This window comes from Francisella opportunistica (assembly GCF_003347135.1).
Lineage (GTDB): Bacteria > Pseudomonadota > Gammaproteobacteria > Francisellales > Francisellaceae > Francisella > Francisella opportunistica.
The window spans coordinates 551,441-564,891 of record NZ_CP022377.1 but is presented as its reverse complement, the minus strand read 5'-3'; the positions used below and the strand labels follow the sequence as shown (position 1 = coordinate 564,891).

Below are 13,451 nucleotides of genomic sequence, written 5' to 3'. Positions count from 1 at the left end.
TTTCAAAAACTAACTATATTAGATAATATCTATATTTGGTCAAGTTAATAATTTAAAATTTAAATATTTAAAGGAGCTCAAACATGAATAAAAGTTTCTATGCAGATGTAAATACTAAAATACAAGAAATCAAACAAGCTGGTACTTATAAGAGTGAAAGAATTATAGCAACGCCTCAAGAGCCTATAATTATTCTAGAAAATGGTGAAACTTTAATTAATTTCTGTGCTAATAACTATCTTGGTTTTGCAAACAACCATGAAATAGTCGCTTATGCTAAAGAGCATATTGAAGAATGTGGTTATGGTATGGCCTCAGTAAGGTTTATTTGTGGTACTAACAGCGTCCATAAACAACTAGAAAGAGAATTAAGTAATTTTTTTGAGTTTGAAGATACAATTTTATACCCCTCATGTTTTGATGCGAATACCGGTCTTTTTGAAACACTACTTACAAAAGAGGATGCTATTATCAGTGACTCTCTTAACCATGCGAGTATTATTGATGGTGTTAGGCTTTGCAAAGCAATGAGATTTAGATACAACAATAATGATATGCAAGATCTTGAAGCAAAACTAATCGAAGCTGATAAAGCTGGAGCAAGATTCAAGATGATTGCTACAGATGGTGTATTTTCTATGGATGGTATTATTGCTGATCTTAAGTCAATCTGCGATTTAGCTGACAAATATAACGCTATTGTCATGGTTGATGATTCTCATGCTGCTGGTTTTGTTGGTAAGCATGGAAAAGGCTCAATAGAGCACTGTGATGTAATAGGTAGAGTAGACATTTTGACAGGTACTTTAGGTAAAGGTTTAGGTGGCGCTTCTGGTGGCTACGTTTGTGCTAAAAAAGAAGTAGTTGAACTACTTAAAAACCTTTCTAGACCATATCTTTTCTCAAATTCACTTGCACCAATAATTGCTAAGACTTCAATTAAAGCTTTAGAAATTACTAAAAGCTCGAATGAACTAAGAGAGCAATTACAAGCCAATCAACAAAGGTTTAGATCAAAAATGACAGCTGCTGGATTTGATTTAATCCCAGGTGAACACCCTATTATCCCTGTAATGATCTATGATGAGAAAAAAGCCGCTGAATTTGCTGAAAAACTTTTAGACTATGGAATATATGTAATTGCCTTCTCATACCCTGTTGTACCTAAGGGTAAAGCAAGGATTAGAACACAGATGTCAGCTGCTCATACATTTGAGCAAATTGATAAGGCGGTTATTGGCTTTACAAAAGCTGCCAAAGAATTAGGTATTATTCAATAATATTCATCACAGGAATCTAAAAATAATGAAAGCATTAGCTAAATTAAAAAAACAACCAGGCATATGGATGATTAACGATGCACCAATACCTGAATATGGTCATAATGATGTTCTTATTAAAATCAAAAAAACTGCAATCTGCGGTACAGATCTGCATATTTACAACTGGGATACATGGTCACAACAAACTATTCCTGTACCAATGATTACAGGACATGAGTTTGTTGGTGAAGTTGTCGCTATAGGTAATGGTGTCACCGGTATAGCTATCGGTGATAGGGTATCAGGTGAAGGACACATCGTATGTGGTCAGTGTCGTAATTGTAGAGCTGGTAAACGTCATCTTTGTAGAAAAACTATTGGTATTGGCGTAAACATCCAAGGAGCTTTTGCTGAATATTTAGCTATGCCAGCGGTGAATGTATTTAAAGTGCCAGACGCGATTAGTGATGAAATTGCTAGTATTTTTGATCCTCTTGGTAATGCTATTCATACAGCTCTATCTTTTAATCTAACTGGTGAAGATATATTGATAACCGGAGCTGGACCTATTGGCCTTATGGCTGTTAAGATAGCAAGATTCTGTGGTGCGCGTAGAATAGTTATCACAGATATTAATCAATATCGCTTACAAATGGCCAAAGATTTTGGTGCAACTGTAGCTTTAAATGTTGCGCCATTTAAGAATCAACAAGACTTAGTCAAAGAAATGCGTAAAGTAATGTCTGATATAGGCATGACAGAGGGATTTGATGTTGGTCTGGAAATGTCTGGTATTAATTCTGCTATTTCGATGATGCTTGATGTCATGAATCATGGTGGCAAGTTATCTTTATTAGGTATAGCTGCAGGCGATGTTGCTGTTGATTGGGGAGCAATATTGTTTAAAGGTCTAACTCTCAAGGGTATCTATGGTAGAGAAATGTTTGAAACTTGGTACTTAATGTCGAGTATGCTTCAGGCTGGTATGGATATGAATCCAATTATAACCCATAGACTTAATATTGATGAGTATCACAAAGGCTTTGAAATAATGAAAAGTGGTAAATGTGGTAAAGTAATACTTGATTGGAGTAGCTAGGATGAAAAAACTAAATTATCCCAATACTACAAAAATTGATATTCAATGGGTATTTACATTGTTTGGTACAGCAATAGGTGCAGGATTACTTTATCTGCCTGTTCAAGCTGGAGATAGCGGCCTCTGGGCTCTGATAACAGTACTTATTTTTGCTTTACCTTTGACATATTACTCACATAAAAATATGTCAAATATCGTACTTTGCACGGATAATGGCGGTATTACAGATGTATTTACCCATAACCTTGGTAAGTTCTTTGGTTTAACTTGTGTAGTGCTATATTTCTTTGCAATATTTCTAAATATGCCGATGTACTCTATTGGTTTAAATAGTGAACTAAGTAATTTTCTTTTAAACTACAATATTGCAAAAACTAATTTATCTACGCATATATGGTTTAGCTTTAGCATTCTAGCTGTTTTATTGATAATAGTTTCTTTAGGTATCAATATAATCCTAAAATTTATGCAACTTATAGTTATATTTTTAATTATACTAGTAGTAACGCTATCGATATATATAATACCTTATTGGAACTTTGAGTTTATAACTGATAGTCATTTTGATACTCTTGGCTACATCACAGGTGTATTAATGGTATTACCAATTTTGATATTATCGATGAATCATTCGCCTGTTATTTCTAGTCTAGTAATTTTTTATCGTAACTATGTAAAAATTGAGCGCTCACAAGAAAAATATAAAGTCTATAAGATACTTAAGATTAATGCGCTAATCCTTTTTATCTTTGTATTACTGTTTGTGACATCTTGCTTACTTAGCACTACGATACCAGACCTTGATAGAGCTAATGCAAATAATCTATCAATAGTAACGCTGATACAAGAACAACATTCTGGTACTTTATTGAATATTTTAGCCCCAATGATAGTTTTTACAGCTATTATTAGCTCATTTATAGGCTGTTATATAGGTTCAAAAGAGGCTTTGAAATATCTATTTAAATATTTCTTTAGGAATATCTATAAAATCGAAGTTTCTGATTCAATAATAAATAAAATTTGTGTTGGACTAATATTTATAGTTTTATGGATATGTACAATATGTAATTTCAAAATACTTAATATTATAGGTATATTAGTTGCACCTACGGTGGCTTTTTTACTATATGTCTTACCTGTAATAATAATTTATAAAAATATTCGATGCAAAGACTATAGGCGCGTAGTATTAGACTCTATCTTATTTATAATGGGCTTAGTAATTATATTTGGCTATGTAATAGGTTTACTTTTAAAGTAAATTCTTAGCTTAAGTGCCAATTAGCATACTCTAAATCATCTTTAGTTGTAATCTTGATATTTTTCTTTGAACATTCAACAACTATTGGATTTATACCAAATATTTCTAAAGCTGAAGCTTCGTCAGTTACTTTATCAACAAGGTTATTTGAGTAGCAAAAATCAAAAGCTTTCTCTAACTGTCCAAGCCTTGATAATTGTGGTGTTTGAGCCAGCCAAATATTATTACGATCAAGCGTTTTGACAATTATACTCTTTGTAGCAACTTGCTTGACTGTCTCAAATGCTCTTACTGCTAAGATTCCCGCCTGAGAATGCGATATTTTAGTCTGCTGATATAAATTGATAATGCTATCAAAATCAATACAAGGTCTAGCAGCATCATGCACAAAAACCCAATCATCACTATTACGCTCATCGATAGTCTTAAGTGCATTATAAACACTATCAAATCTAGTCTCACCGCCACTACAAACTACTATTTTATTATGATTATAATATAACGAATCACTCCAAAAATTATCATCAGTATTAATTGCGATGAAGATTTTATCAAACAAAGAATTCTCAACAAACTTTGCTAGAGTATTATCAAGAATAGTCTTGCCATTACTAAGTTTATAGTATTGTTTAGGAATATCTAACTGCATTCTAGTACCTACTCCAGCAGCTGGAATAATTACATATTTATTTGACACTGTAAAAAACTTCTCCTTGCTTGATTAGTCCCATATTCTCACGAGCTAAGCTTTCAAGTACCTCACTATTTTGACGTAATGAGACTACCTCAGAATATAATTGTGCATTAGTTTGAGATTTATGCTTAACTTCTTTTAGTTGACTAGCTACAGCTTTTTTTAGCGCTTGATATTTGATAAGGCCTGTATTACTAAACCAAAGATCATATTGCAGTATAGCTATTAGTAACAAGACTACAGAGATAAAAATGTAAAAAAAAGAATTAGCCTTGATATCCATGAAACAATTATTCTTCTACTTGAACTACAACTTTCTCAGTTTCACTATCTTCTACAATGATTTCTTGAACATCATCTTCAGCATTTTCATCTGAATTAAATACAAATGCTTTTATACCAGGGTAAATTGCATTTTCACCTAATTCTTCTTCTATTCTAAGTAACTGGTTATACTTAGCTACACGATCAGATCTAGATAATGATCCTGTTTTGATTTGTCCAGAACATGTTGCTACAGCTAAATCTGCGATAATAGTGTCAGAAGTTTCACCGGAACGATGTGACACTACACATGTGTATCCTGCTTGGCCAGCCATTGCCATAGCTTCAAAAGTCTCTGTCAAAGTACCAATTTGATTTAGCTTAATCAAAATTGAGTTTGCAATACCTTTTTCGATACCCTTAGCAAGAATACTTGGGTTAGTCACAAATAAATCATCACCAACTAGTTGCACCTTATTACCAAGTTTTTCAGTTAACAGTTTCCAACCTTTCCAATCCTCTTCTGCTAAACCATCCTCAATAGATACGATCGGATACTTTTCAACCCATGCTGCATAGTAATCGATCATTTCTTGACTTGTTAAGGACTTATTCTCTGACTTAAGCTCATACTTGCCGTCTTTATAGAACTCACTACTTGCTGGATCTAGTGCTATAAATACATGCTTACCAGGCTCGTAACCTGCTTCTTTAACTGCTTTTAATATTGCTTCTATAGCTGCTTCGTTTGATGGTAGATCAGGAGCGTAACCACCCTCATCACCAACACCAGCTACTCTATAACCATCAGCAATTAGTACTTTTTTAAGTGTATGGAAAACCTCTGTGCCACATCTTAGAGCCTCAGAGAATGTATCAAAACCAGCTGGAACTATCATAAACTCTTGCATATCAACATTATTATCAGCATGTGAACCGCCATTAATGACATTCATCATCGGTACTGGCATTAGATATTCTTTGACATCCATTAGATAACGATAAAAAGGTTTTCTAAGTTGTGATGCTGCAGCTCTAGCAGTAGCCAGTGAAACACCTAAAATTGCATTTGCACCTAAGTTTTTCTTATTCTCAGAACCATCTAGTTCAATTATAGTTTTATCAATCAATCTTTGGTCTAATGCGTCTAAACCTTTAACTGCTTGAGCTATTTTAGTATTAACATTCTCAACAGCTTTATATACACTCTTACCTAGAAAAAGAGCTTTATTACCATCTCTTAACTCTAGAGCTTCTCTAATACCTGTAGAAGCTCCTGAAGGTACAGCAGCACGACCAAAAGCACCACTTTCCAAAACCACATCTACTTCAACTGTAGGATTACCACGCGAATCTAATATCTGTCTAGCAAAAACTTGTTTTATTTGTGATGACATAATTACAAACTCCTTTAGATAAATTAAGTCTTTTATCAATTTTTTAAAACTTTATCAATTATAAGCTAGCTATGTATGCTTTGCAATTTAATATACTTATTTGAAGATTATTTGTTATTGCTCGCAATCATAAATGCCAATGCTCATTCTCATTTTTACTTTTTTTGTTCTGAAAAAGTGAGAATATAATTCTCGATGCTCGTAAAAGGTGAGAATAAGAAGGTGTTTTATGTTGGCGTTGCCTTCTTAACTAGTTCATAGTATCCACCTTTATCTGTATAAAAATTAGGCAATATTTTATTTATATCATATGGGGCAGTAAACTCGGCTATTTTAGTTAAAAGAATATTATATTTACCCCTATCATTAAAATTACGAGCATTTCTTACCCATTTTAAGTCAAGTTTCGGTATTTCTTCAAATGCATATTTTTCCTGCGGTGTGACTGCTAGATTAAAAAGTCCTTTAGCTGACTTTGTCATATCGATAGTATTTATAGATAGGTTTCTTGGTGCAGTATTAGACGACCTTACAATTGGCAATATTCTGAGAATACATTCAAATAAATCTATTAGCTTAGCCTCACTAGGATAATAATAATTGTTAATGCAAGTATTTAAATAAGTAATAACATTACTTATATAAAATCCTTTATTATCCCTATGTCCAAAATGACCGTACCAATAAGATGATTGGTTTTTTAAACTTGTAAAAAAATCTCTTAAACTAGTTAGTTGCTGTTGCTGTTGCTGTTGCTGTTGAATATTATATTCTAGACTTCTTCGTACACTGCTATATCTGCGACCTCTAGCAAATGAATCTCCTTTATTTAGTAATTTTTGTTTTTGTTCTTTATAGTATGTGTAAAAATTATTTAGAATATTATAGTATTTATTTGTATGACTATCATCCTTAGATAAGGATGAAATAGATGATTTATATCCAAAATAATTAAATTCAATACTTTTTGTATTGATATAGTAACCTGAAACGTTATAGTTCTTTGCAGTTTCTAATAAATTATCTAAATCCTCTAATTTATGGGCACAATATATCCATGGATCTACCAAAATAGCATTATTTAAAGAATCTATATTTTTAATTTCATCAATTTTGGCACATATTTCATAGTTATCACTTTTTCTGTGTAGCTCCTCTGACTGGTGTAATATTAAAAAACCATGATTTATGTATTTAGATGTATTTAAGCAAATAGTACTAGTATATATTGTTTCCTCGATATCAACTTTTATCATATCTGCTACATATAAAGCAACCTTTACTAGTTCGCCACATAAGCCAGCTCGTAACTCTATAGCTTTTTGAGCCTTTTTTATATAAGTTGTTAATGTCCGGTCATTCCTCTGTATATCGAATTTTAAATCTAAATCTGTATACATTCTTGTATCTTTTAGCCCATCAAATAACTGACCTTTGTCGTTCATATTATATGAGTATTTAATCTGGGATCTAACAGTCTGAACCAAAGCAGCACCAATAGCTAATAACTCATCGGAATCTATCATCTTCTTAACTCCTTATCTTAAAAGACTCTAATTTCTGTCTGATATTTAAGCTTGATTCCTTTGGAAGCTTATTATCAAAAAACAGCTTAATTTCTTTCCTTGTTGTACTTAATAATTTACATAAGGTATCTTCATAATAACCCTTACTTGCGAAATTAGATTGAATTGATTTTATATCTACATATAAAGCATCTTTTGCTATATCTAAACTTATATTAGGTTCACCTATCTCATAAACCGATAAAATAGCTTTCTTTAAATAAAATTCAATCTGTAGTGGTATTAAAAGATCTTTAACTAAATAGCTTATAGCTTCCTTATCAATAACCTGTTCTATTTTTATGTTATTTTTTAACCTCATAGTTATCCAATTTCTTATTATAATTTCATTATCATCTACTTTTGTTCTAGTATTGTACTTTTAATTCGAACATGTGTGCTCTATTCTCATTCTCACTTTTCGTAGCAAAAAATGGCTAGTGAGAATGAGCATTAGCATTTATGATTGCAAGCAACTACAATTATTCTTCAGATGATTTCTCTGAGATGATTTCCTGTGCCTCAGTGAAGTTAAGACTTTCAGGAGTTACTATTGTAAATGTAGCTGTATCTGTAGCAGATTTTCGTGCTGATATTCTATATACTGAGTACAAGCATAAACTAATACTTAGCAATGCTGTAATTATAAAAAAGCCAAATGGTCCAAAAATAGACATCACGCTAGATATTACCACAGGGCTGATTACCGAACCTAAACCATATGCAATTGTTAAAACACCAATTGCTCCTAAAATCTCATTTTCATCAAGAAAATCACTTGCATGAGATATAGATAATGGATATATCACAAAAGCACAACCACCGAAAATAAACATAATTACAGCAAATATAAAATACGATGTATGAAAAGCAAATATAAACATTGAGGTAATAAAAATACCTGCCCCTGCTAGAAATATCACTTTACGCCTATCAGTAAGATCTGATAATTTACCTATAGGCACTTGTAATAACATCCCTCCTAGAATTGTAGTCATCATTAATACTGATATCATGTCATGATCACTTCCAACTCTTACAAGAAAGATAGGCAGCAAAGTATAAATAGAACCTAACAATGAGCCACCAATCACACTAGCTGCCATTGCTAGAGGAACTTTTTTGATGATTTTAGCAGGGGAGCATATTTCTTCGGAGTTTGGCACGGGTGCAACTGTTTTTGTAAAAGCCATCAATACTATCGCAACACTACACAAAGAAGATATAAAACAATAAGCTAATATCCCCTCACTAAAGTGAACATTTATCATCAACTGTGATAATGCTTGTGTACCATAGTATACAAACAGATATATTGAAAAAATCAAACCTCTATTTCTCTTATCTGATGATAATATACACCAGCTTTCGATAATGATAAATAAAGCTGCTAATGAGTAACCACAAACAAACCTAAATAATACCCAAACAGCGACACTTTTATTTACACCAACTATTAGTGTACTGATAGCCATAAGAGATGCAAACAGTACAAAAGCTCTTATATAACCTACTCTAATTATAGTAAACTGTGAAAAATAAGATCCTGCTGTCATACCAAAGAAATATGCTGCAGAAATTATACCAATCATTAAACTAGAGCGACCAAGATTATCTAGCTCAATAGATGAATAAGTTGTAAAAAAGCCATTGCCAAATGATAATACGCACATTGCGATTATTGGTGTAATAATAAGAAATAAAGTCTGTCTAACGGTCATCGCTCTAACCTCCAAAGAAAGATATAATCAATACTGCAAATTATATAGAAAGCTATTAATTAAGTTAAGCTAGTTATAGGAAAGTTTCGCAAAGAAATTTTAATCAATGTTTTTTTAATTTTATCCAGTTTATATAGCCATATAGAGCATTTAATAGATAAATAAGCCACATAGCTAAAAATGCTATACCTTCACCTGTACCAGAGAAATATTGTTGTAACCAAATAATTGTCGAAAGAGTATTTATAATAATCCATAAAACCCATTGTTCAATATATGCTTTGACCATTAAAATAATAGCCACAACCGATACTATGCCAGTCAAAGAGTCCGCAACCAAACCAACCTGCTGGTTAAAATAACCCTTCAAGATAAAAGCCCCATAAATATACGCTGCGATGATTATAGCTATGACAAGATAGGCTCTTTGTTTTGCTGACAAAGTTTTTGTAATGATATTATTATTCTCACTAGTATTTTGTGGTTTTGTCCAATTATATAAACCATAAAACTGCATAGGGAAAAAGAAAAAAGCAAAAAGTAAAAACTGCCCATAAATACCTTGACTATAACAAACATAGGCATAAGTAAGATTATTAATAAATGCAAAAAGATAATTAAGAATCTTACCTTTAGCTACTAGTAAAATATTTAGCATGCCCGTAACTGTAGCTATGGTAGTAACAACTAAATAATCCTCTGTCGTTAAAATACTTATAATACCTAGGCTAGCTACAGAAATCACCAGCCATAGTATTTCAAAAATATTCCAATCATTAAAAATACTCGAAAGCTTTATATTTTTAAATCCCTTGAAATAGTTTGCTAGTTGTGAAAAAAAATCATTAATAACTTGAATAATCATATAAGCATATTCCTAACTAGATTAACTTGCCACAAGCTCCATAGCTCCGTAGATTCCTGCCTGGTCTCCTAGCTTAGCTAGTTTAAAGTCACATTCTGCATAAATATCAGCAAATGAATTTTTGATTGCTGCTTTTTTAACCTGACTAAGATATTTTTCACCGATAGCTTCCATAACACCCCCACCTAATATAACCATTGATGGGTTTATCATATTTAAAGCGCTTCCTAGCCCTGTACCTAAATACTCCATAGCTTCGTTAAGTATATCCATGGCAATTTCATCATGCTCATCTAATGCTTTTTTGATATGACTACTTTTTAGTTTACCGCTATTCTCAATCACCAGATCAATTAAAGTGCTATGAACTTTTTTCTTAGCTAAATTCTCTATTTTCTTCTCTATACCAACTTTACCAGCATAAGCTTCCAAACATCCTTGTGAGCCACAACCTGGACAATATGCTCCACCTTGTTTGATGATAGTATGACCTAGCTCTGCTGCCAAACCACTGTTTCCTGTATACAACTTGCCATTTAGTACCAAGCCACCACCAATACCAGTACCTACAAAAGCACCAATTATATCATCACAGCCAACACCTGCACCATACTTAGCTTCACCTAAAATTCCAACATTTACATCGTTATCTATCACAGATTTAACAACATATTTATCTTGGATAAGCTGCTTTAAATTAACACCGTTAAGATTGATATTGACACTTCTACGCACAACTGATGTTTTCTTATCTATAAGGCCAGCAACTCCTATACCAATACCTTGTAGCTTTTTATCGGTTGGTATTTCTGTTATTAGCTTATCGATAACTTTAAATAATTGCCCAACAACTACTTCAGTTTCTTCTTTAGCTTTTGATTTAACTTTTGCAGTTGTAATTAGTTTTTTATTTTCATCAAATAAGCCTGCAACCATATTTGAGCCACCAATATCAACACCTATAAACATTACCAATTTCCCTCTAATCGATTGACTGCTATATCCATAGCACCATACACACCTGAATTATCACCTAAAGTTGCAATCTTTAGCTGACATGCATCTAACATTGTTTTAAAAGCATATTTTGAGCATGACTGATAGATAGTATCTAAGTACTGCTGTCCAACTGCTTCGATAACCCCACCACCAAATAAAACCATTGATGGATTTAAAAGATTTATATAATTTGCTACAGCAATCCCTAACTGAGACATTGCATTAGTTATTATATCTTCTGCAACTTTATCTTTAGCTGCTAATGCTTTTTTGAGATGAGAGCCTTTGAGCTTACCTTTATTCTCTAAGACAAAATCTATTAAAATACTTTTTATACCTTTTTTATGTAGATTCATAAGTCTGTTTTCAATCCCAACTTTACCAGCATAAGTTTCTAAACACCCCTGTGAACCACAGCTCTGGCAATAAGTGCCTTGGCTATTAATAGTTACATGACCAACAGCACCAGCACCACCTGTGACCCCATACAAAAACTGGTTATTTATCACAAGACCACCACCGATACCAGTACCGGCAAATATACCAACAATATTCTCATGACCCTGGCCAACACCGTATTTCCACTCACCAATAACGCCAACATTAACATCATTCTCAAGAAATACTGGTACATCTGCAAACTTTTGGCTGACTTCTTGAGCGATATTTATACCATTAAGATTGATATTAGCACTGAAATTTAAAATACCATTTTTTGAGTCGACAAACCCAGCTATACCAATACCTATAGCTTTTATCTTATCTTTAGTTGAATCATCAAGTAATTTATTAATCACTTTAAAAATCTGACCCAAAATTATATCAGACTCACTCTTACCCTTTGATTTGACTTTTGCAGTTTTAATTAGATTTTTTTTCTCATCAAAAATACCAGCAGAGATATTACTACCCCCGATATCTAAACCTATGTACATAGCTATACCTTCTCAAAAACAGCTATTGACTCTACATGCATTGTATGAGGGAACATATCCATAACACCTGCGCTAACTAATCTATAACCCTTCTCATTTACCAAAATGCCAGCATCACGTGCTAAAGTAGCAGTATCACATGAAACATACACTATGCGCTCAACATTAAATTTTTCAATATTGCTACAAACTTGTTGTGCACCTGCCCGAGGCGGATCTAAAAGCATTTTGTTGTATTCAAAATTATTAAACCACTCTTTATCCTCAAAGCTCTCAAAAAGATTTGCTGCATAAAACTTAGCATTTGTGATGTTATTATTAGCTGCAGTTTCTTTAGCTCTTTGAACCATCATAGTATCACCCTCAACTCCAATTACAGCTTTAGCATATTGAGAAATTGGTAGTGTGAAATTCCCTAAGCCACAAAATAAATCGATAATAGAATCTTGCTTTGCTATATCAAGAAGTTCTATAGCTCTTTTGATCATTTTTCTATTAATATCATTATTTACCTGGGTAAAATCATTTGGCTCAAAACCAATATTAATCCCATCAATAGGTTGATAACTTAACTTGACTGGAACTACATCTTTTTGAGGATATAATCTAAAAATAGTATTAGGTCCTTTTGATTGTAAATACACCCAGTAATCATTATCTTGGGCAAATAATCTTAGCTTATCAAGATCCTCATTTGCAAACGGTTCTAAATGACGCACAATAATTGCTGGGCGCGTATCATCTATTGCTATTTCTAACTGTGCAATATGCTGATATATTGAAAGTGTTTTTATAAAAGTAGCTATTATTGCTATTTTTTCGCCCACCGCTGGGTTTAATACTATACAATTATCTACCTCAGCTAAAAATCTACCATTGCGTTCTCTAAAACCTACGAGTACTTTGCCTTTTTTTGTAACATAGCGTACACCAAGACGTGCCTTATTCCGGTAACCCTCGGTATTATCTGTGCGTAGCGGTTGTAAAATACTTTGTGGCTCAACACCGTTACCAATGTATTTTAATTGATTAAGTAAAGTTTGTTGCTTATGCTCAAGTTGTGCTGCTGTAGACATATGCTGTAAGCTACAACCACCACAAATTTCAAAATAACCACATGGTGGCGCAACTCTGCTAGGAGATTTTTTTATATACTCGACTACTTTTGCCTCATCAAATTTTGCTTTTGTAAAGGTGTATTCAAATTTGACTATCTCTCCAGGTAATGTAAAAGGTATAAAAGTAGTTTTACCATCAATTTTTGCGATACCTCTACCATCATGACTTAATGCTATAATTTCTGCCTCAAAGACTCCCTCTTTTGGCTTATTATCACGTCTAGATCTTCCCATAAATAATTCAACAAAAAAATATTACGACAATTGT

General features: G+C 32.7%; 13 protein-coding genes. 3 read left to right on the top strand and 10 right to left on the bottom strand.

The window, feature by feature from the left end; translation table 11 throughout:
• Positions 1-83: 83 nt before the first annotated feature.
• Genes CGC45_RS02755 through CGC45_RS02745 form a run of 3 tightly spaced genes read left to right on the top strand, consistent with a single transcriptional unit; the run spans position 84 to position 3,625 of the window.
• Positions 84-1,280: a glycine C-acetyltransferase gene (locus tag CGC45_RS02755; protein WP_071628852.1), complete on the top strand. Its 1,197-nt coding sequence runs from the start codon at positions 84-86 to the stop codon at positions 1,278-1,280.
• A gap of 25 nt (positions 1,281-1,305) precedes the next feature.
• On the top strand, positions 1,306-2,361 hold the full coding sequence (gene tdh / locus CGC45_RS02750) for an L-threonine 3-dehydrogenase (protein WP_071628851.1): 1,056 nt from the start codon (positions 1,306-1,308) through the stop codon (positions 2,359-2,361).
• Position 2,362: 1 nt separating this feature from the next.
• Entirely contained in the window at positions 2,363-3,625 is a 1,263-nt protein-coding gene (locus CGC45_RS02745; protein WP_071628850.1) for an amino acid permease, read from the top strand.
• Positions 3,626-3,629: 4 nt separating this feature from the next.
• Here the strand turns inward: CGC45_RS02745 and ispD are convergent, their stop codons facing one another.
• The 10 genes from ispD to rlmD all read right to left on the bottom strand — a co-directional run bounded on the left by ispD (position 3,630) and on the right by rlmD (position 13,417).
• Entirely contained in the window at positions 3,630-4,322 is a 693-nt protein-coding gene (gene ispD / locus CGC45_RS02740; protein WP_071628849.1) for a 2-C-methyl-D-erythritol 4-phosphate cytidylyltransferase, read from the bottom strand.
• A complete protein-coding gene (locus tag CGC45_RS02735; protein ID WP_071628848.1) occupies positions 4,312-4,602 on the bottom strand; it encodes an FtsB family cell division protein in 291 nt (96 codons plus the stop codon). The genes ispD and CGC45_RS02735 overlap by 11 nt, the downstream gene beginning before the upstream one ends.
• Before the next feature lie 7 nt (positions 4,603-4,609).
• The gene (eno, locus tag CGC45_RS02730) at positions 4,610-5,980 is read right to left on the bottom strand and encodes a phosphopyruvate hydratase (protein ID WP_071628847.1); all 1,371 of its coding nucleotides are present in this window, start codon (positions 5,978-5,980) and stop codon (positions 4,610-4,612) included.
• Between the two features lie 227 nt (positions 5,981-6,207).
• Complete coding sequence (locus CGC45_RS02725; protein WP_071628846.1) at positions 6,208-7,506, bottom strand: hypothetical protein; 1,299 nt, start codon at positions 7,504-7,506, stop codon at positions 6,208-6,210.
• 4 nt (positions 7,507-7,510) lie between these two features.
• Positions 7,511-7,867, bottom strand: coding sequence for a hypothetical protein (locus CGC45_RS02720; RefSeq protein WP_071628845.1), 357 nt, complete (start codon positions 7,865-7,867; stop codon positions 7,511-7,513).
• 160 nt (positions 7,868-8,027) lie between these two features.
• Positions 8,028-9,281 carry an MFS transporter gene (locus CGC45_RS02715; protein WP_114702038.1) on the bottom strand — a complete coding sequence of 418 codons (1,254 nt, stop codon included), beginning with the start codon at positions 9,279-9,281 and terminating at the stop codon, positions 8,028-8,030.
• A gap of 88 nt (positions 9,282-9,369) precedes the next feature.
• On the bottom strand, positions 9,370-10,131 hold the full coding sequence (gene pnuC / locus CGC45_RS02710) for a nicotinamide riboside transporter PnuC (protein WP_084387434.1): 762 nt from the start codon (positions 10,129-10,131) through the stop codon (positions 9,370-9,372).
• A 21-nt stretch (positions 10,132-10,152) separates the two neighbouring features.
• On the bottom strand, positions 10,153-11,100 hold the full coding sequence (locus CGC45_RS02705; RefSeq protein WP_071628843.1) for an ROK family protein: 948 nt from the start codon (positions 11,098-11,100) through the stop codon (positions 10,153-10,155).
• Complete coding sequence (locus CGC45_RS02700; protein ID WP_071628842.1) at positions 11,100-12,065, bottom strand: ROK family protein; 966 nt, start codon at positions 12,063-12,065, stop codon at positions 11,100-11,102. The genes CGC45_RS02705 and CGC45_RS02700 overlap by 1 nt, the downstream gene beginning before the upstream one ends.
• A gap of 2 nt (positions 12,066-12,067) precedes the next feature.
• Positions 12,068-13,417, bottom strand: coding sequence for a 23S rRNA (uracil(1939)-C(5))-methyltransferase RlmD (gene rlmD / locus CGC45_RS02695; RefSeq protein WP_071628841.1), 1,350 nt, complete (start codon positions 13,415-13,417; stop codon positions 12,068-12,070).
• Positions 13,418-13,451 lie beyond the last annotated feature (34 nt).